The organism is Nocardioides sp. YR527 (assembly GCF_900101045.1).
Taxonomy (GTDB): domain Bacteria; phylum Actinomycetota; class Actinomycetes; order Propionibacteriales; family Nocardioidaceae; genus Nocardioides.
Genome location: NZ_FNFN01000009.1, coordinates 129,250 through 147,061, shown reverse-complemented (window position 1 = coordinate 147,061; position 17,812 = coordinate 129,250). Strand labels below are relative to the sequence as shown.

The window sequence follows — 17,812 nt, the reverse complement described above, 5'->3', positions numbered from 1 at the left end:
CCTTCTTTCGTACGTCGGCCCCCGCCCGAAAAATGAGTCGGGGTGCCTCGGCGAGCCGAGGCACCCCAACAATGCTAGGCGATCTGCAGGGCGATCAGCGCTTGCTGAACTGCGAGGCCTTGCGGGCCTTCTTGAGACCGGCCTTCTTCCGCTCCACGACGCGGGCGTCGCGGGTGAGCAGACCGGCCTTCTTCAGGGTCGGGCGGTTGGCCTCCTCGTCAACGATGTTGAGCGAACGGGCCACGCCGAGACGCAGCGCGCCGGCCTGGCCGGCGATGCCGCCGCCGTCGATGCGGGCGATCACGTCGAAGCGACCCTCGAGCTGCAGCGCGGCGAACGGCTCGTTCGCGATCTGCTGGTGCAGCTTGTTGGGGAAGTAGTCCTCGATGGTGCGACCGTTGATGGTCCACTCGCCGGTGCCCGGGACGATCCGGACGCGGGCCACGGACTCCTTGCGGCGGCCGGTGGCGGCCGCCGGGGCGATGGTCGCCGGGCGCTCGGGGGTGTCGGCGGACGGGGCGCTCTCGGAGGTGTACGCGAGGCCCTGCTCGTCGGTCTCGAAGGTCTCCTCGACCTCTACGGTGTTCTCAGTCATGTCCTGGTCCTGGCTCACTGGGCGATCTGCTTGATCTCGAACGGAACGGCCTGCTGCGCGGCGTGCGGGTGCGTCGGACCGGAGTAGACCTTGAGCTTCTTGAGCATCTGGCGGCCGAGCTTGTTCTTCGGCAGCATGCCCCACACAGCGGACTCGATCGCCTTGCGGGCGTCCTTCTCGAGGATCTCGCCGATCGGGGTCGCGGTCAGACCACCCGGGTAGCCGGAGTGGCGGTAAGCCAGCTTGGTCTTGGCCTTGTTGCCGGAGAGGGAGACCTTCTCGGCGTTGATGACGATGACGAAGTCGCCGGTGTCCGCGTTGGGCGCGAAGATCGCCTTGTGCTTGCCGCGGAGGAGCTCAGCGGCCTGGACCGCGAGGCGGCCGAGACGGACGTCGGTCGCGTCGATCACGAGCCAGGCGCGCTCGATGTCGCCCGGCTTGGGAGCGTAAGTACGCACGTGTGCCTTCTTAGTTCGTTGGACCCGGCGCACGGATGCGCACCGGGATGGTGCTGCGTGGCTTCTGACGAACACGGCCCGGCTTGCCCTGTCCTCTGGGTGGTCCCAGCGACAGTCATCCGGATCTGCGCCACTGACCGTGCGCAGTTCTTATCGAACCAGGGATCAGGACGCGGCAGGAGTCACGACCTCACAAGGTTACGAGCCCCCGCACGGCGGAGACAAATCAAGACGTACGCCGCCGGTCGGGGAGCCGGGCGGCGTACGCGATCTTGGGGCTGGTCAGCTCGACTGACCCTGGGACTGCCCGTCTGGCTGGTCCTGCGGCTGGCCGAAGCCGCCGGGGCCGCGCTCGCCTTGACCGAAGTCAGGCATCTGGCCATCCGGCATCTGGCCACGGTCGGGCATCCGGCCCATCTCCCGAGGGCCCTGGTCGGAGCCACCGTCGACGACCGCGGCGACTCCCGCCGCGACACCACCGCCGAGGACGAGACCCACGGCCGCGGCGGCCGCGACGCTCTTCCACCCGAAGACCCGCTCGGAGAGCTTCTTCTTCGGCGCGGCAGCAGGCGGAGGGCCGTACGCGGGCGGGGCGTACGCCGCCGCCTCCGGCTCGGGTTGCTCGGCCGGCGGCGCCGGCTCGGGAGCCTCGTCGTCCGTACTCTTGTCGCTCATGCTGCCAGAGTGCGCCGGGTTCCTGTGGTGAGGCTGTGCCAGGCCTTTGGCACTGCTGAAAAACGCAGACGTACGCCTGGCGACAACGATGAGGCATCTGGGCTAGCCTGATCGTAGGATTGTCTGACAATCAGATGATCTTGATCAGATCACCGAGAACGCCCCATGAGATGGAGGAGTGCGATGACCCTGCTCAACGAGGCTCAGGCCACCGCTGCGACCAGCCTGACCCCCACCGCCTTCGCGGCCGCCGAGGCGCACTCCGCGCACAACTACCACCCCCTCGAGGTGGTGATCAGCCACGCCGAGGGCGCCTGGGTGACCGACGTCGACGGTCGCCGCTGCCTCGACATGCTGGCCGGCTACAGCGCGCTGAACTTCGGTCACGGCCACCCGGCCCTGCTGTCCGCGGCCCGTGAGCAGCTCGACAAGGTCACCCTGACCTCGCGTGCGTTCGTGCACGACCAGTTCGCCGAGTTCACCGCTCGCCTCGCCGCGATGTGCGGCAAGGACATGGTGCTGCCGATGAACACCGGCGCCGAGGCCGTCGAGACCGCGATCAAGGTCGCGCGCAAGTGGGGATACGACGTCAAGGGCGTACCCGCCGACCGGGCCGAGATCATCGTGATGGCCGGCAACTTCCACGGCCGCACCACCACGATCGTCGGCTTCTCCGACGACGCCGACGCGCGCGACGGCTTCGGCCCGTTCGCCCCCGGCTTCGTGATGGTTCCGTACGCCGACCTCGCCGCGATCGAGGCCGCCATCACCCCCAACACGGTGGCCGTCCTGGTCGAGCCGATCCAGGGCGAGTCCGGCGTCGTCATCCCCGGCGACGACTTCCTGATCGGGCTGCGCGAGCTCTGCACCCGCGAGAACGTGCTCTTCGCCGCCGACGAGATCCAGGCCGGCCTGGGCCGTACCGGCTACACCTTCGCCTGCGACCACGCCGGCGTGAAGCCGGACATGTACATCCTGGGCAAGGCCCTCGGCGGCGGCATCGTCCCCGTCTCCGCCGTGGTCGCCGACCGCGACGTCCTCGGCGTCATCGGCCCCGGCCAGCACGGCTCCACCTTCGGTGGCAACCCGCTCGCCTGCGCCGTCGGCACCGCCGTCATCGAGCTGCTCGAGACCGGCGAGTTCCAGGCCCGCGCCGAGGCGCTCGGCCAGGTCCTGCGCGACCGGCTGCTGGCGATGGTCGGCAAGGGAATCGTCGGGTTCCGCTCCCGCGGCCTGTGGGCCGGTGTCGACATCGACCCCGCCATCGCCAGCGGTCGCGAGATCTGCGAGCGCCTCCTGGCCCTCGGCGTACTCGCCAAGGACACCCACGGGTCCACCATCCGCCTCGCGCCGCCCCTGGTGATCGCCGAGGACGACCTCCACTGGGCCCTCGACCAGCTCGAGGCGGCCGTCTCCGCCTGACCCCGGCGAGCCCGTAGTTCTGGCGGGCCGAATCTGTAGTTGTGGGCGACGAAACTCAACTTTCGTCGCCCACAACTGCTATCTCGGCGGTTTCGCCAAGCCGGGCTCAGTCGACCTCGGCGAGGTCGGCGATGAGCTCGTTCGCCGCGGCGACGGACAGCTCCTGCAGCCCGCGGAACAGCTCGGTGCAGGACTGGGCATGCTGGTCCGGCGTCATCGTGACCCGGTCCAGGTTGCCGTTGGCCAGGACCTGGTTGACCGCCCGTTGCGCGGGAACCCCGACGGCCCCGTTGGTGGCAGTGTTCTTGGTGATCTCGTCGAGGGAGTCACGCTGAGGTTCCGAGCTCGACGCGTAGAGCGCCGAGAGCGACAGGCGCCACTCAGCCTGGGCCCGAGCAAGCTCGGCGAACTCCTGCTTGCTGAGAGCATCCGCGCCCGCAGCGCCCGCACGCTGCAAGGCCTCACGCTTGGCGAGTGCCGTCACCATGATGTTCCGCTGCTCGCCGAGCGACCGGAAGGCCGGGCCCAGGTGGCCGAGCGCCTCGATCTCGTCGTCGATCTCGGCGTCACCGACATACGGCACGAGCGTCGAGATCGCGAGGACGTCGCTGGAGAGTGCCGAGAGGGCCAGCACTCCCTGCAGCCGAGTCTCCTTCGTACGGGCCCTGGATCGCGTCTCCGGTAGAGCGGCCAACGACTGCTGGATCTCGGAGGCGAGATCAGCGAGCTCCTGGTCCCCGCCGTCGACCTTCTCCGCCTTCGCGGTCCAGGTCACGACGGCCTCGTCGGTCTTCTCCTGGATCGGCTTCATCACCACGTCAGGGACGTCCGCGAGGGCGGCGTCGCGCTCGAAGATCAGGTTGATCGCCAGGCTGAACGTGCTGGGCAGCACCTGCGCGACCGACTCGGCCCGGCGCACCGACGAGGACGATGTGGAGGTCGGGGAAACGGCCGGGTCGGTGGCCCGATCCGCGACGAGAGGCCGCAGCGCGACCCCGGCGATGCCGATGATCCCGACCGCCAGGACGGTCCCGGCGGTGGCGAGCATCCGGGCCCGGCGCGCGCGGCGGCGGCCGCGGCGTACGTCCTCGGAAGGGTCCGAGGGTGGGACCGGAGCGGTGGCGCCGATGCGGTAGAGGCGCTCGCGCAGCAGCGTGTCGTCGTCGAAGGTGTTCATCGCCGGCCTCCTCGGGCAGTATCGGGGGCAGTATCACGGGCAACGTCGGGGGCAGCGAGGCCGGGACGGAGGGCGCGGCGCAGGCCGGCCAGGGCGGCCGAGGTCTGGCTCTTGACCGTGCCGCTGCTGATACCGAGGTCGGCGGCGGTCTCCTCGACCGACAGGCCCCAGTAGTGCCGGAGCACGACAACCCGGCGCTGACCTGCGGGAAGGGACCGCAGTGCGGTCCAGAGCTCGTCGAGGTCCTCGGCACCGAGGCCGACCGGCGCCGGTCGGTCCGAGATCTCTCCGGCGCGCTCGCGCCGCCACGGGCGACGGCCCTCGTCCAGGTGGCTGTTGACCAGCACGCGGCGTACGTAGGCATCGACGCTGTCGGCCTTCTGCACCCGTCGCCACGCCGCGTACACCTTCGACAGCGTCAGCTGCACGATGTCTTCGGCGCGATGCTCGTCGCCGCACAGCAGGTAGGCCGCGCGGTACAGGTGCGCGCGTCTCTCCCTGACGTAGGCGGTGAACTCCTCGTCCCTGCTCAACGTCTCTCCTCCTCCGGTTCCGACCCCCGACGCCCTACTGACGTAGCCGGAACCGGATCGGTTGGGCCTCGTCGCCCCTGTAACACGTCGTTCGTAGGACTGTTCGCCCTATCAGAACGACCGGATAGACCTACGAACGACGTGTTACAGCTCGCCAGACGGCAGCATCTGAAGCAGCACCGGCAACGACCCCGCCAGCATCCCCAGCAGATCCTCGCGTGACAGCCCCGCCGGATCGGCCTTCCAGGAGAGCACGAGCTCCTCCGACATCGCTTGCCACCCGCGCACCACCAGCCGCGCGGCAGGGGTGTCCTCGACAAAGTTGGCACCGGCATCGAAGATCCGGAGCCCCAGCGCGCCGAAGGCCTCGTCGTAGATCTCGCGCAGGACCGGGTCGCTCGCGGCGCCGCGGACCATCGAGACGTACCCCTCGTAGTTGGCGTCGACGAAGTCCACATAGGCCGTCATCGACGCCAACAGCCGCTCTACGGGCTCCCCCGTCGAAGGCGGGGCGGTCTGGGCGACGAGGGCGTCGGCGGCGCGGCGCACGACCGCCTCACGGAAGGCCATCTTGTCGCCGAAGTAGTGGTAGAGCAGCCCGCGCGAGATGCCGGCCTCACGCGCCACCAGATCGATGGAGATCTCATCGAGGGAGTGGTGCGCGAAGAGGCGAATGCCCAGGTCGAGCAGCTGCTCACGGCGCTGCTCGGGCGTCAGTCTCGTCCGTCGGCTCATGCTGACGATTCTATTGACACCCGTTCAATAAGCAAGACATACTCGAAGTATGACCACTGCTGACCTCACCCATGTCGACCACCTGATCGTCGGTGCCGGCTTCGGAGGCCTGTGCGCGGCGATCAAGCTCGAGGAGGACGGCGAGCGCGACTTCGTCGTCATCGAGAAGGGCTCCGGCGTCGGCGGCACCTGGCGCGACAACACCTATCCCGGCGCCGCCTGCGACGTCCCCAGCCAGCTCTACAGCTACTCCTTCGCGCTCAACCCCGACTGGTCGATGAGCTTCTCGCCGCAGCCGGAGATCGAGGCGTACATCAACAAGGTCGCCGAGAAGTCCGGCACCTTGGACCGCTTCGTCTTCGACACCGCGATGACCGCCGCGACCTGGGACGAGAGCCGGCAGCGCTGGCTCGTCGAGACCGAGGGGAAGAACGGCAGGAAGACGTACGCAGCGACCACCGTCATCGCCGGCCCCGGTGCCCTCTCCGAGCCCAAGCTCCCGGACATCGCGGGCATCGAGGGCTTCCAGGGCGAGATCTTCCACTCCGCGCAGTGGAACCACGACGTCGACCTCACCGGCAAGCGCGTCGCGGTGATCGGCACCGGCGCCAGCTCGATCCAGATCGTCCCGGAGATCCAGAAGAAGGCCGCTCGCCTCGACGTCTACCAGCGCACCGCGCCCTGGGTCCTCCCCCGCAACGAGCACCGTTACACCAAGCTCGAGAAGGCCGCGTTCCGCCACGTCCCGGGCGTCCAGCGGCTCGCCCGCGCGGCCGTCTACTGGGGCCTCGAGGTCCGCGTCCTCGGCCTCGCCGTGCAGCCCAAGCTCACCCTGGCCCACCAGCTGATGGCGCAGAACAACATCCGCCGCGGCATCAAGGACCCCGAGCTGCGCCGCAAGGTCACCCCCGACTACACGCTCGGCTGCAAGCGCACGCTGATCTCCAACGCCTACTACCCGGCGCTGGCCGCCGACAACGTCGACCTGATCACCGACGGCATCGCCCGGGTGAGCGAGAACGCGATCGTCGCCAAGGACGGCACCAGCCGCGAGATCGACGTCCTCGTCGTGGCGACAGGCTTCTACACCACCGACCTGCCGATCGCCCACGCGATCACCGGCAGCAAGGGCCGCACCATGGCCGAGCGGTTCGTCGAGACCGGGATGAGCGCCTACAAGGGCACCACGGTCCCGGAGTTCCCCAACCTCTTCTTCGTGGTCGGCCCGAACACCGGCCTGGGCCACTCCTCGATGGTCTACATGATCGAGTCGCAGGTGGCCTACATCCGCGACGCGATCCGCACGATGCGTACGAACTCGTACGCCACCGTCGAACCCACCGAGGACGCCACCTCCGCCTGGAACGACGACCTGCAGCGCAAGATGGACAACACCGTCTGGTCCGAGGGCGGCTGCGCGTCGTGGTATCTCGACGAGCACGGCCGCAACACCACCCTGTGGCCGAGCTTCACCTTCCTGTTCCGCTACCTGACCAGCAAGTTCGACGTCGACAAGTACGCCGTCACCGCCGCCACGACCCCGATCACGACCCAGGAGAGTGTCCCCGCATGAAGTCCTTCGACGACAAGGTAGTCGTACTCACCGGAGCCGGCTCCGGGATCGGCCGCGCCCTCGCGGTCAACCTCGCCGGCCGTGGCGCCCGGCTGGCGCTCTCCGACGTCAACGAGGCCGGCCTGGCTGAGACCGTGGAGCTCGCCAAGCAGGCCGGCGCCCGCGAGATCAAGTCGGACCTTCTCGACGTCGCCGACCGCGAGGCCTTCAAGACGTACGCCGAGGGCGTGATCGCTCACTTCGGCCAGGTCAACCTGGTGATCAACAACGCCGGCGTCGCGCTGTCGGGTCGGGTCAACGACCTCGACTGGGAGGACATCGACTGGATCATCGGCATCGACTGGTGGGGCGTCGTGCACGGCACGAAGTTCTTCCTCCCGGCTCTGATCGAGTCCGGCGACGGGCACATCGTGAACATCTCCTCGCTCTTCGGGCTGGTCTCGATGCCCGACCAGGCCTTCTACAACGCTGCGAAGTACGCGGTGCGCGGTTTCACCGAGGCGCTGCGCGAGGAGATGCTGATCGACGGCCACAAGGTCGGCGTCACCTCGGTCCACCCCGGCGGCATCAAGACCGCGGTCGCCCGCAGCGCCCGCGTCTCGGCCAAGGACGACCAGGCCGCGACCGCGAAGTTCTTCGACGAGAAGCTCGCCAAGATGGAGCCGGCGCGCGCCGCCGAGATCATCGTCAAGGGCATCGAGAAGAAGCAGGCCCGCGTACTGGTCGGCCTCGACGCCCACGTGATCCACAACTTCGGCAAGTTCACCGGCTCGCGCTACCAGGACCTCATCGCCCTGGGGGCCAAGTACGTGATGCCGAAGAAGCAGGGCTGAGGCAGACTGACGCCATGCGCTTCGAGGCCGGTCACCCTGTTCGTGTCGAGTTCACGAAATGGGGTGGCCGGCCGCATTGGTCCTTCACGGGCCTCTACCTCGGCGAGGACGAGCACGGCGAGTGGATCGGCCACCCGATCGGCACCGAGTTCGCCCGCCCCGGTCGTGGCTGGGTCGCCGACTGGGAGTCGGTCAGCCTGGTCCCCCACCACGACGCGGCCCACTTCCCGGCGTTCAACCGGCCCAACGACCGGGTGAGCTCGCAGATATATGTCGACATGTGCACCCCGCCAGTGTGGCAGGACTCGACGGTCACCTGCATCGACCTGGACCTCGACGTGGTGAAGAAGTTCGACGGCTCGGTCTACATCGACGACGAGGACGAGTTCGAGCACCACCAGCTCGAGTACGGCTACCCGCCCGAGATCATCTCCATGACCGAGGGCTCCGCCGAGCGCGTCTTCCTCGCGGTCAAGGAGAGCCAGGCGCCGTACGACACGACCCCCGAGCGCTGGTTCGAGGTGCTGGGCGGCCTATGAGTCGGTCTCGGCGACAGGCACCGGGGTGGCCCGGTCCTTCCGCAGCGGACCGACCAGGCGCGGCCCCGACAGGCGTGTCTCGATCCGCCACGACCGGCGACTGAGCGGCTGGGCGATGAACTCGCCCAGGTAGACGCCGGAGGCGAGGGCGAGCGCGACCGACGCCGCGGTGAAGAGGGCGACCAGGCCGACCGAGGTGGTCGCCGGCGTCTCCTGGGCGAGCATCGTGAGTCCGCGGTAGATCGAGTAGCCGGGCAGGAACGGCACGACTGACGAGACCACGACGACCAGCGGCGGCACCTTCAGCCGGGTGGCGACCGAGTAGGCGACCAGACCGATGAAGAGAGCGGCCACGGCCACCCGCCACGTACGTCCGACGTCGCCGGGCACGACGATCGACAGCACCACCGCGATGCCGGCGATGACCGCGATCGGGATCAGCGTCCGCTTGGGGGCGTACGCCGCGTAGGCGAAGGCCGCGGCGCCGATCGCCCCGCCGACGGTGGCAAGGGTGATCGACTGCAGCGAGGTGACTCCACCCGAGACCGCTCCGTGGATCGGAACCCCGACGGCGCCCGCGAAGACGAGGCCGCCAGTGACTCCGGCGATGATCCCCGCCGTGGAAACCAACGCCTCCATGATCCGCGCGCTGGCGGTGACATGGAACCCGGTCAGGGCGTCCTGAAGAGCACCCATGAAGCTGATCCCGGCCAGCATCACGGTGATGTTGGCCGTGATCGAGGTGGAGACGTCCAGGTCCGGCGGCAGCGCCGCGGCGAGAACGGCGAGCAGGGTGGCCAGGCCCGCGCCGGCGACCTGCAGGTAGAAGAGCGGCAGCCGCCAGCGGCGGTGGAGGAGATGCTGCAGCTGGTCGATCGCCGCGCCGGAGATGAAGGCGAGGACGACGACGGCGGGCTCACCGCCGACGTAGACGGTGAACGCGGCGGCCATCACCGCCATGCCGAGGGTGACCGCCCAGCGCGGCCGGCGGTGGCCGCCGGAGATGATGCGACCCAGCGCGATCCGGGCGCCCTGGAGGTCGACCTCGTCGCGTACGACCTGGCGGACCAGGTGGTCCACGGCGGTGAGGTGGTCGTAGTCGATCGTGCGGTTCTTGACCTGGCGGGTGGTGTGGACCGGGATCGCCTCGGGATCGGCCTGATAGCTCATCGAGAGACTGGTGTAGGTGACGTCGACCTCGGCTCCGCGGAGCCCGAGATGCTGCGAGAGCGACCTCATCGTCGCGGTCACGTCAGCGGCCCCGGCGCCGGTGGAGATCAGTAGCTCACCGACGCGGAGGCAGAAGTCCAGAGTCAGGTTCACCTCGCGCGCGTCCACCGTCACAGGGTGCCATCAAGCAGGTGAACGACAGGCATGGGGGATGCTCGACAAACGGCCCCGTGCAAGGAACGCTCGATACATGCGGATCGACTTCCACCCCTCCCCCCGGCCGACGCTCGGCGTCGAGTGGGAGCTTGCGCTCGTCGACCGCGAAACCAGGGATCTGGTCAACGTCGCGGACCATCTCTTCGCCCGGGCCAAGCCCCGGGTCCCCCATCCCGGCCGGATCCACAAGGAGCTGCTGCGCAACACCGTCGAGGTCGTCACCGGGGTCTGCGAGACGGTCGAGGAGGCCATGGACCAGATCCGCGAGACGACCGTCGGCGTGGTCCGTGCCGGTGACGATCTCGGCGTAGATCTCTTCGGCGCCGGGACCCACCCGTTCGCGTCCTGGACCACTCAGGAGCTGTCTGCGGGGCATCGCTACGAGGAGCTGATCAACCGCACCCAGTGGTGGGGGCGACAGATGCTGATCTGGGGCGTGCACGTGCACGTCGGGATGCCGGAGCGGGACCGGCTGCTCCCGGTCCTCAACGGGCTGCTGACCTACTACCCCCACTTCCAGGCGCTGTCGGCCTCCTCACCGATCTGGGCGGGCGTGGACACCGGCTACGCCTCCAACCGGGCGCTGATGTTCCAGCAGCTGCCGACCGCCGGGCTGCCGTTCCAGTTCGCGACGTGGCAGGAGTTCGAGGCGTACGTCTCGGACCAGACGGTCACCGGCGTGATCGAGGACATCTCCGAGATCCGGTGGGACATCCGGCCCTCGCCCCGGATCGGCACCATCGAGAACCGGATCTGCGACGGGGTCTCCACGGTCCAGGAGCTGGCCGCGATCGCCGCCCTGGCCCACTGTCTCTGCGTCGACCTGGACTCCCGGGTGGCGGCCGGCGAGCCGATCGCGACGATGCCGCCGTGGCACGTCCAGGAGAACAAGTGGCGCGCCGCGCGCTACGGCCTCGACGCGATCGTGATCCTCAACGACGCCTCCGAGGAGCGACTGGTCACCGAGGACCTCGCCGATCTACTGGTGCGCCTGGAGCCGGTGGCCGCCCGACTGGGCTGCGAGAAGGAGCTCGCCGGCGTGCACGACATCATTCACAAGGGTGCCTCCTACCAGCGACAACGCGCCATCGCTGCCTCCACCGAGGGCGATCTGGTCGCGGTCGTCGACTCGGTCGTACGCGACCTGCGCGGGTCGCTCTAGCGTGGTGGATGTTCACCGAGGTGACTCGGTAGACCGTCGCTTCCCTCGTGGAGTTCCCCGAGGGGAGTACGCGTTCACCGAGTTACCTCGGTGAACATTCAGCGCGACGGCAGCGGCGGCAGGGCGTCGGTCGCCTCGAACTGCCCCATCCCGGTGACCCCGAGCAGGTCGACGATGATCGACCTGATCTGGACGAGGATGACCTCGGCGTTGAGCGATTCCGTACGCTCCACCTCGGCCGAGTGCTCGCCGACCGCGAGCAGCACCGACCTGGCCTCCTGGCTCAGTCCGTCCGGGCCGAGGCCGGCGGCGAGCTCGGCCTCGACGACGTCGACGGCGTCGGCGAGCCCGAAGGCGAGCTGGTAGTAGCTCTCCGGCACGACATCGCCGCGGTAGGCGGACACCGCCGTCCGCCGCACCAGCACCCGGGTGCTGCGCAGCGCGCGGTCGAGCGGCTCGACGAGCTCGGCCATCCGGTGTACGTGGCTGCGATGTCGGAACCGGAACGGCGAGACGGCCAGCACCGACATGCCCTCGTCGGAGGCGTCCTGCAGCTCGCGGATGAGCGGGTCGGTGGCGCGCGCGTCGGCGAGCACCTTGAGCCCGTAGACCGCGTCCGCGTCCAGCATCACCTGGCCGGCGGCGCGCAGCAGCGAGGCGATCTTCTTGGCGACCACGGCCGCCTGCTCACCGGGCCGACGCAGCGGCGCGGCGGGCACGATCGAGGCGGCCACCAGCGCGACCGCGCCGCCGATCAGCGCGTCGGTCCAGCGCGTGAACGCCGCGCCCGGCGTCGGCAACAGGCCCATCACGAAGATCGACTGCACCGCGGCCTGGTTGCGGAAGACCTGACCCGAGGAGATGAAGATCCCGACGGCCATGGCCATCGCCACCACGAGGGTCATCTGCCAGGCACCCTCGCCGATGACCTGCACCACGATGTCGCCCAGGAAGACCCCGAGCGCCACCCCGATGGTCACCTCGGTCACTCGCCGCAGCCGCTGGCCGTAGGAGGTGCCGAGGCTGACGACCGCGGCGATCGGCGCGAAGACGGGTTGCACGTGGCCGAGCAGGGTCGCCGCGATGAACCAGGCCGCCCCGGCTGCCCCGGCGGCCTGCAGCACGTGCCAGCGCTTCGACTTCAGTCGCGCCAAGCGGCGACGTACGTCGGAATCGACCTGCTCGCGAGTCAGTCGCGGAGCAGAGAACGCCATGCCCGAGATCCTATCGGCCCCAACCCCCGCCGAGGCGTCACTCCCGCCGGCCGAGAAGTCAGCCGCGTCGGTCGAGTGGGCATGGGGGCGCCCACTCGGCCGACGCGGGTGACGTCTCGGCGGGGCGGGTCAGCGGGCGAGGGTCACCGAGACGGTCTGGCTGCCGCAGCCGTTGGCGGAGGTGAGGTTGGTGAGGGCGGACTTCTCGGTGCTGTCGACGGAGAGGCGCCAGCGGATCTTCACCGAGACGTACTCCTTCAGGTAGCGGCACTTCTGCAGGTCGGGCATCCACTCGGCGGGGTCGGCGTCGGACTTCTCCTGGTTCTCGTTGTCGGTGACGCCGACCAGGGAGCCGTAGTAGCCGAGGTCGTTGGCGTAGTCCCGGCGCTCGGTCGAGGTCCAGGTGCGGGCCCCGGAGTCCCAGGCCTCGGCGAGCGGGACCATGTGATCGATGTCGATGTCGCTGGTGGCGGTCCAGGAGACGCCGTCGTAGTAGGAGTACCAGCGGCCACCCGAGAGCGAGCAGCTGGAGCCGACCGTGGGGGCCTCCTCGGCCTCCGCGATCAGCACCTCGTTGCGGGTGCTGCAGCCGTCGCCGTCGGCGTCGATCCAGTGCTGGAAGAGGTCACGGCTGTAGCCGGTGCGGTTCTCGGAGGCGACCGTCAGGGACGAGATCGCCGAGGTGAGGGTTCCGGAGTAGGACGCAGCGTTGGCTGCCGTCGGAATCGTGAGCGGCACCAGGGCGCCGCAGGCGAGGATGAACAGGCCACGGAGTTTCATGGGGGTCTCCCGAGGTGAGGTGTTCTGTCGCCCCCTCACGATGCCCCTTTTTACGCACTCCGTGTAACGGGGTTACCAGATGTTTCGAGAAATTCACCCCAGTGGCGCGATCACGCCGAGACGAACGGCTCCGTCAGATGCGGCGTCGCCAGGTGAAGCGTGGTGGCGGCTTCGCGGCTGAGCATGCGCTCTCTCGAGTGCCTGGCCGCCTCAGGGTCGATCTCGTGTGCGTAGGCGAGCTCGGGGTGGAGCAGTTGCAGCGCGTGCACCAGGAGGTCTCCAGTGACGAGCACCAGCTCGCGCCCCTCGGCGACCAGCACGCTCTGATGCCCGGGCGTATGACCGGGCGTGGCGACCGTACGCCCGGTCCGCAGGGGTGTGTCGCCGTCGAGGAGCCGGAGCCGACCAGCCGCTGCGAGCGGGTCGGTGAGGGTCTCGCGAAGCTGGGGGTTGAGCGCGTCGAGGGCGTCGTACTCGGCCCGCTGGAGCAGGTATTCAGCGTTCGGGAAGTAGGGACGGCGGCCGTTGGCCTCGGTCACGACCGCCCAGCCGACGTGGTCGGTGTGCAGATGGGTGAGCACCACCGTGTCGACCTCGTCCGGGTCGATGCCCGCGGCCTCGAGCGACCGAGGAAGCACACCGGGCACCGGCGCCCACGAGGCGGCCGGGCCGTCGGCCGGACCGATCCCGGCGTCCACGACGGTGAGGCCCTTGTCGCCGCGGATCGCGTAGGCACGGAACTGGAGACGCCAGCGGCCCTCGGCATCGACCGCGCCCGGATCGTAGTGGTCGACCTCGGCCCATTGATCGGCCGTCGCCCCAGGGAAGGCGTCGGCGCGCGGGGAGAAGAACGGGCCCTCACCGTCGGCGAGGGCGATGATCTCGGTCGAGCCGATCCGGAGGCGGGGGACGCTGAGAGCCATGGCCGCGATCCTGCCCTCCTACGCGCCCCGCGTCACGCCAGTTGTCTCGAGAAGCTCACCCAGGTCGCGCTCGACCAACCCCTCCACGCCGCCGTTCCCGTGGGCCGCGACCACGGCCCGCAGCCGTGCGCGGGTGACGTCGGAGACGTACGCCATATCGGCCTTGGCCGCGTTCGAGCCGGGCCGGGTGGTCTCGGCGATCTGGACGGACCAGCACGTACGCCGCGCCCCGTCCTCCACGTTGGCGAGCGCGACCGCGTGGCCGGTGGTGCCGGAGCCGGCGAAGAAGTCGAGGACCCGCGCGTCGGTGGGCATCGTGGCCAGGATCCTCCGGATCAGGCCGGTCGGCTTCGGCGACTCGAACAGCGGCCCCACCAGGGACTTCAGCTCCGCGACGGCGGAATCGGTCGAGCCGATCTCCTCGGCCATCCAGATCGTGGTGAGCTTCTTGCGCCTCGCCTCACCGGAGGCGTCGCGGGCGAGCCAGTCGCGCTGGTAGACGTCGACGCGCTCCCCCAGCTTCCCGCGTACGCGACGGCACATCAGGTCGTCAGGACGGGCCGCGATCAGCGGGGCGCTCCACCGCCAGACCGCGGGACGGCCGTCACCGAAGACCGGCCAGATCTCCTGGCCGCCCTCGAACGGCTCGATGCCGACGCGACCGGTCTCCGGGTCTCCCCACACCGGGAAGTGGAGCGTCCGGGCGGTCGCCGGGTTGAACTTCTTGTTGGTGTTGCGCAGCGGCAGCCGCCGGTAGTGACGGCCGTCGTCGGTGACGAGCGGGAAGTCCTGCTCGTTGACGGCCTCGGGGATGCTCGACTCCAGGGCGCAGGCCCGGGCGTCCTTGGCGTAGACCAGCAGATACTCGTGGGAGGTGGCGAACCCGTTGCCGAGCTGGCGGCCCTTGGGGTTGAGGTTGACCACGATCTGCGCGAGCTGGTTGCGCTCCTCGAAGACCTCGTCCATCAGGACCTTCAGGTGGGCGGCCTCGTTGTCGTCGATGGAGACGTAGATCGCCGCGCGCTCCGACATCACGGTGCGCGCCGCCTCCAGCCGGGGCCTCATCATCGTGATCCAGGCCTCGTGGCGGCCGGCCCGCTTGCCGTCCTCCCCGCGACGGTCGTCGTGGTAGGCGAAGAGGCTGCCGGTGTTGTAGGGCGGGTCGATGTAGATCAGGTCGAACTTCTCCCCCGCCTTCGCGAGCGCCTGGAGCACATCGAGGTTGTCGCCCTCGACGAAGGTGTTCCACGGCTCCCGCACGCGGGGAACGTTAGCCGACTGCGATGTCGGTCGAGAGCAACGCGACCGATCGCTCGGCCACCAGGCACTGGATCTTGGTGCTCTTCGGCGGGGTGACCTGGAGGACCACGTCGGCGCCGGACGTGGTGGCGGTGATGGTCGCCGGGTCCGGGGCCTCGCAGCCGTCGTAGACCGTCTGGGCATAGAGGCGCTGGCCCGCCGGGACGTGCGCGAGCAGGGTGGACGCCTTCGTGGTGAAGGAGGTCTGGAGCGAGGTGCCGAGGGTGGCTGCGTACGTCCTGATCGCGGCCTCGTCCGGGAGGGGCGTCGCGGTCTTCTCCAGGTCGCCCTCGGCCGCGCCCCCGGCGGAGACCAGGCCGCGTACGGGCTTCTCCGAGCTCGGCGGGCGGGACGGCTCGGGCTGGGGCTTGGGCTTCGGGGTCCCGGATGGGGACGGCGAGGCCGGCGCCGGGGAAGACGACGAAGAGGCCGAGGGCGACGGGCTCGTGCCCGGGTCGCTCGCCTCATCAGAGGTGCCGCAAGCGGTGACCAGGAGCGCCGTCGCAGCGAGTGCGAGTGGGAGAAGACGCGTGGGGTACATATTCCACATACTCCCCACGGCACCCCGCTGTTGCACCCCCACCGGCCCGCTCGTTACCCAGATGGAAGGATCGCGCCGTGGCCCGCTACACCCAGGCCGAGCTCCAGACCTACTACGGCGCCTCGGTCCCCGATCTCCTTCCCGCAGACGACCAGCCCCTGCGCCTCCTCTTCGTCGGTATCAACCCCGGCCTGTGGACCGCGGCGACCCAGACCCACTTCGCGCACCCGCTCAACCGGTTCTATCCGGCGATCTTCCGCGCCGGGATCACGACCCGACCGATCGACGCCTCCGCCGGGATGACGGCGGAGGACCGCGACTACTTCCGGGCCCGGGGCATCGGCTTCACCAACATCGTCCGGCGCGCCACGGCGAAGGCGTCCGAGCTCGACAACGCCGAGCTGAAAGAGGGTGGTGCCGAGCTGTTCTCCCTGGTTGCACGGAGAAAACCGGCCGTCGTCGCGATCGCCGGGATCACCGCCTACCGGACCGCGTTCAACCGTCCCAAGGCCAAGCAAGGCCGCCAGCCCGAGCCGCTGGCCGGCGCCGAGCTCTGGGTCGTACCGAACCCGTCCGGCCTCAACGCCCACGAGACCGTCCCCACCCTGGCCGCCGCCTACGCGGACGCAGCCCGCGCCGCCGGCCTGATCTGACCTGCCGAGGCGTCACCCCCGTCGCTCGAGGCGTCACGTACGTCGGTCGAGTGCGCACACATGTGCCAACTCGGCCGACGCAACTGACGCCTCGGCCGGGGTCAGAAACCGGAAGGAGGTTCCGGCAACTCCGGGACGCCGAGCTTGGCCAGCAGCGCGACCGCGGTGTCGGCCGAGACCCGCGAGGACTGGGAGTGGAGCATGTCGTCGACCGCGAGGTCGACCTCGGCGGTGAGGCAGACCAGCACGTCCTCTCCCTCGGCCTCGGCAGGCCCCTGGAAGGCGAGCACGGGCAGGTAGGCGAGGTCGAGGGAAGCGGTCTTCTGCAGGAGGCGTACGGCGGCGAGCACATCGGCCCGCGGATCGGCGACCTCCAGGGGGCGGCCGTCGACGGATGCCGCGCCCGTGGCCGGCACCTCGACCATGCCTGCGGTCGAGGGGATGTCGTGCTGCTCGATGACCGCGACCCCACCTGGGTGCACCACGACCGCCTCGAGCTCCCGCGACCCGATGCTGACGTTGAGCACGACCAGCGCCGACTCGAGCTGACCGAGCGCCTGGCGGAGCTTCTCCTCGCCGAAGGTCTCCGGCGCGCCGAGGTCGAGCATCCAGCCGCCCGCGGCGGTGGCGACCCAGGAGGCGGTCTCCTGCTCCTTCAGCGCGACCAGCTTCTCGGCCTCCTGCCGCAGCCGGTCCCGCTCGAGGGCCGCGTCGTGGGCGCGCCGCCGCTCGTCGTCGAGCTCGGCACGCAGCATCGCGACCTCGCTCTCGGCCAGCTGCTGCAGCTCCCGGCGCCGCTCCGCCTCCCGGGCACGCTCCTCGGCCTGCTGCTTCTCCGCCTTGAGCCGGGCGACCTCGAAGCGGCGTACGCCCTCTTCGAGCAGCCCGAGCGTGCGGTCGGAGACAGCCACGTCTGCGCCCGACTCGAGCCGGTCCCGCAGCGCACCCCAGTTGACCTCGGGGTGGTCGGTGACCAGCGCCTCCAGCACCTTCAGGAGTACGTCACCCTCGACCCCCGCACGCGAAGCCAGCGAGGCCTGGTTGAACCGAGCCGGCGCGGGCGCCGCGGTCGAGGCAGGAGCCAGGCTCCACTGCCCCGGCGGCCCTTCGACGAAGCCGCCCGACTTCAGCACGGCGAGCAGCTCCTCCTCGGTCAGCAGCACCCGTTTGCCCTTCAAAGCGGCGCGCAGAACCTGCAGGCTCAACGGAGCCCGCAGGCGCAGGATCTCGGCGACGGCCGGCATGGAGGAATGAGGCATAGGGGCTGGTTAGGGGGTTGTTCTCGCAGGCGCCGCGATCGTACACCGCAGCACC

General features: G+C 69.6%; 19 protein-coding genes. 6 read left to right on the top strand and 13 right to left on the bottom strand.

Annotated elements, in window-relative coordinates; genetic code table 11:
• Positions 1 to 94 precede the first annotated feature (94 nt).
• The 3 genes from rpsI to BLT25_RS24605 form a co-directional block, all read right to left on the bottom strand.
• Complete coding sequence (gene rpsI, locus BLT25_RS24615; protein WP_176884242.1) at positions 95 to 595, bottom strand: 30S ribosomal protein S9; 501 nt, start codon at positions 593 to 595, stop codon at positions 95 to 97.
• Between the two features lie 14 nt (positions 596 to 609).
• Positions 610 to 1,053 (bottom strand): 50S ribosomal protein L13, encoded by a 444-nt coding sequence (gene rplM, locus BLT25_RS24610; RefSeq protein ID WP_091051763.1) that lies wholly within the window; start codon positions 1,051 to 1,053, stop codon positions 610 to 612.
• A gap of 282 nt (positions 1,054 to 1,335) precedes the next feature.
• The gene (locus BLT25_RS24605) at positions 1,336 to 1,728 is read right to left on the bottom strand and encodes a hypothetical protein (protein ID WP_091051761.1); all 393 of its coding nucleotides are present in this window, start codon (positions 1,726 to 1,728) and stop codon (positions 1,336 to 1,338) included.
• A gap of 183 nt (positions 1,729 to 1,911) precedes the next feature.
• Here BLT25_RS24605 and rocD point away from each other — a divergent pair, with 183 nt between their 5' ends.
• Positions 1,912 to 3,150, top strand: a complete 1,239-nt coding sequence (gene rocD / locus BLT25_RS24600) for an ornithine--oxo-acid transaminase (RefSeq protein WP_091051758.1) — start codon at positions 1,912 to 1,914, stop codon at positions 3,148 to 3,150.
• Between the two features lie 106 nt (positions 3,151 to 3,256).
• Here rocD and BLT25_RS24595 read toward each other — a convergent pair whose 3' ends face one another.
• The 3 genes from BLT25_RS24595 to BLT25_RS24585 all read right to left on the bottom strand — a co-directional run bounded on the left by BLT25_RS24595 (position 3,257) and on the right by BLT25_RS24585 (position 5,595).
• Positions 3,257 to 4,327, bottom strand: coding sequence for a nitrate- and nitrite sensing domain-containing protein (locus BLT25_RS24595; protein WP_091051757.1), 1,071 nt, complete (start codon positions 4,325 to 4,327; stop codon positions 3,257 to 3,259).
• Complete coding sequence (locus BLT25_RS24590; protein WP_091051754.1) at positions 4,324 to 4,860, bottom strand: SigE family RNA polymerase sigma factor; 537 nt, start codon at positions 4,858 to 4,860, stop codon at positions 4,324 to 4,326. Before BLT25_RS24590 ends, BLT25_RS24595 begins: the two co-directional genes overlap by 4 nt.
• A gap of 144 nt (positions 4,861 to 5,004) precedes the next feature.
• Positions 5,005 to 5,595 carry a TetR/AcrR family transcriptional regulator gene (locus BLT25_RS24585; protein WP_256328771.1) on the bottom strand — a complete coding sequence of 197 codons (591 nt, stop codon included), beginning with the start codon at positions 5,593 to 5,595 and terminating at the stop codon, positions 5,005 to 5,007.
• 49 nt (positions 5,596 to 5,644) lie between these two features.
• Between BLT25_RS24585 and BLT25_RS24580 the strand changes: the two genes are divergently transcribed.
• From BLT25_RS24580 to BLT25_RS24570, 3 genes are read left to right on the top strand one after another with little or no spacing between them, the layout of a single operon-like run.
• On the top strand, positions 5,645 to 7,168 hold the full coding sequence (locus BLT25_RS24580; RefSeq protein WP_091051750.1) for a flavin-containing monooxygenase: 1,524 nt from the start codon (positions 5,645 to 5,647) through the stop codon (positions 7,166 to 7,168).
• Positions 7,165 to 8,001, top strand: a complete 837-nt coding sequence (locus tag BLT25_RS24575; RefSeq protein ID WP_091051748.1) for an SDR family NAD(P)-dependent oxidoreductase — start codon at positions 7,165 to 7,167, stop codon at positions 7,999 to 8,001. The genes BLT25_RS24580 and BLT25_RS24575 overlap by 4 nt, the downstream gene beginning before the upstream one ends.
• 14 nt (positions 8,002 to 8,015) lie before the next feature.
• A complete protein-coding gene (locus tag BLT25_RS24570; RefSeq protein WP_091051746.1) occupies positions 8,016 to 8,540 on the top strand; it encodes a ribonuclease FAU-1 family protein in 525 nt (174 codons plus the stop codon).
• Here the strand turns inward: BLT25_RS24570 and BLT25_RS24565 are convergent.
• Positions 8,535 to 9,878 carry a threonine/serine exporter family protein gene (locus tag BLT25_RS24565; protein ID WP_256328770.1) on the bottom strand — a complete coding sequence of 448 codons (1,344 nt, stop codon included), beginning with the start codon at positions 9,876 to 9,878 and terminating at the stop codon, positions 8,535 to 8,537. The two genes, BLT25_RS24570 and BLT25_RS24565, sit on opposite strands and share 6 nt — an antisense overlap.
• A gap of 82 nt (positions 9,879 to 9,960) precedes the next feature.
• Between BLT25_RS24565 and BLT25_RS24560 the strand changes: the two genes are divergently transcribed.
• On the top strand, positions 9,961 to 11,088 hold the full coding sequence (locus tag BLT25_RS24560) for a glutamate--cysteine ligase (RefSeq protein WP_091051742.1): 1,128 nt from the start codon (positions 9,961 to 9,963) through the stop codon (positions 11,086 to 11,088).
• Positions 11,089 to 11,186: 98 nt separating this feature from the next.
• Here the strand turns inward: BLT25_RS24560 and BLT25_RS24555 are convergent, their stop codons facing one another.
• The 5 genes from BLT25_RS24555 to BLT25_RS24535 all read right to left on the bottom strand — a co-directional run bounded on the left by BLT25_RS24555 (position 11,187) and on the right by BLT25_RS24535 (position 15,845).
• Positions 11,187 to 12,302, bottom strand: coding sequence for an FUSC family protein (locus tag BLT25_RS24555; RefSeq protein WP_091051739.1), 1,116 nt, complete (start codon positions 12,300 to 12,302; stop codon positions 11,187 to 11,189).
• Between the two features lie 129 nt (positions 12,303 to 12,431).
• Entirely contained in the window at positions 12,432 to 13,082 is a 651-nt protein-coding gene (locus BLT25_RS24550; RefSeq protein ID WP_091051738.1) for an HNH endonuclease family protein, read from the bottom strand.
• A gap of 110 nt (positions 13,083 to 13,192) precedes the next feature.
• Positions 13,193 to 14,005: an MBL fold metallo-hydrolase gene (locus BLT25_RS24545; protein WP_091051735.1), complete on the bottom strand. Its 813-nt coding sequence runs from the start codon at positions 14,003 to 14,005 to the stop codon at positions 13,193 to 13,195.
• An 18-nt stretch (positions 14,006 to 14,023) separates the two neighbouring features.
• Positions 14,024 to 15,265 (bottom strand): site-specific DNA-methyltransferase, encoded by a 1,242-nt coding sequence (locus BLT25_RS24540; protein WP_091051732.1) that lies wholly within the window; start codon positions 15,263 to 15,265, stop codon positions 14,024 to 14,026.
• A gap of 10 nt (positions 15,266 to 15,275) precedes the next feature.
• Positions 15,276 to 15,845 carry a hypothetical protein gene (locus BLT25_RS24535; RefSeq protein ID WP_091051729.1) on the bottom strand — a complete coding sequence of 190 codons (570 nt, stop codon included), beginning with the start codon at positions 15,843 to 15,845 and terminating at the stop codon, positions 15,276 to 15,278.
• Between the two features lie 77 nt (positions 15,846 to 15,922).
• Here BLT25_RS24535 and BLT25_RS24530 point away from each other — a divergent pair, with 77 nt between their 5' ends.
• Positions 15,923 to 16,498, top strand: a complete 576-nt coding sequence (locus BLT25_RS24530; RefSeq protein ID WP_091051727.1) for a mismatch-specific DNA-glycosylase — start codon at positions 15,923 to 15,925, stop codon at positions 16,496 to 16,498.
• Between the two features lie 101 nt (positions 16,499 to 16,599).
• Here the strand turns inward: BLT25_RS24530 and BLT25_RS24525 are convergent, their stop codons facing one another.
• Positions 16,600 to 17,757, bottom strand: a complete 1,158-nt coding sequence (locus tag BLT25_RS24525) for a hypothetical protein (RefSeq protein WP_143033848.1) — start codon at positions 17,755 to 17,757, stop codon at positions 16,600 to 16,602.
• Positions 17,758 to 17,812 lie beyond the last annotated feature (55 nt).

Excerpts from the sequence above, each read along its gene's own strand:
- rpsI (WP_176884242.1), bottom strand. The coding sequence starts at position 595 with ATGACTGAGAACACCGTAGAGGTCGAGGAGACCTTCGAGACCGACGAG.
- BLT25_RS24605 (WP_091051761.1), bottom strand. The coding sequence starts at position 1,728 with ATGAGCGACAAGAGTACGGACGACGAGGCTCCCGAGCCGGCGCCGCCG.
- rocD (WP_091051758.1), top strand. The coding sequence starts at position 1,912 with ATGACCCTGCTCAACGAGGCTCAGGCCACCGCTGCGACCAGCCTGACC.
- BLT25_RS24595 (WP_091051757.1), bottom strand. The coding sequence starts at position 4,327 with ATGAACACCTTCGACGACGACACGCTGCTGCGCGAGCGCCTCTACCGC.
- BLT25_RS24585 (WP_256328771.1), bottom strand. The coding sequence starts at position 5,595 with ATGAGCCGACGGACGAGACTGACGCCCGAGCAGCGCCGTGAGCAGCTG.
- BLT25_RS24580 (WP_091051750.1), top strand. The coding sequence starts at position 5,645 with ATGACCACTGCTGACCTCACCCATGTCGACCACCTGATCGTCGGTGCC.
- BLT25_RS24575 (WP_091051748.1), top strand. The coding sequence starts at position 7,165 with ATGAAGTCCTTCGACGACAAGGTAGTCGTACTCACCGGAGCCGGCTCC.
- BLT25_RS24570 (WP_091051746.1), top strand. The coding sequence starts at position 8,016 with ATGCGCTTCGAGGCCGGTCACCCTGTTCGTGTCGAGTTCACGAAATGG.
- BLT25_RS24560 (WP_091051742.1), top strand. The coding sequence starts at position 9,961 with ATGCGGATCGACTTCCACCCCTCCCCCCGGCCGACGCTCGGCGTCGAG.
- BLT25_RS24555 (WP_091051739.1), bottom strand. The coding sequence starts at position 12,302 with ATGGCGTTCTCTGCTCCGCGACTGACTCGCGAGCAGGTCGATTCCGAC.
- BLT25_RS24550 (WP_091051738.1), bottom strand. The coding sequence starts at position 13,082 with ATGAAACTCCGTGGCCTGTTCATCCTCGCCTGCGGCGCCCTGGTGCCG.
- BLT25_RS24545 (WP_091051735.1), bottom strand. The coding sequence starts at position 14,005 with ATGGCTCTCAGCGTCCCCCGCCTCCGGATCGGCTCGACCGAGATCATC.
- BLT25_RS24535 (WP_091051729.1), bottom strand. The coding sequence starts at position 15,845 with ATGTACCCCACGCGTCTTCTCCCACTCGCACTCGCTGCGACGGCGCTC.
- BLT25_RS24525 (WP_143033848.1), bottom strand. The coding sequence starts at position 17,757 with ATGCCTCATTCCTCCATGCCGGCCGTCGCCGAGATCCTGCGCCTGCGG.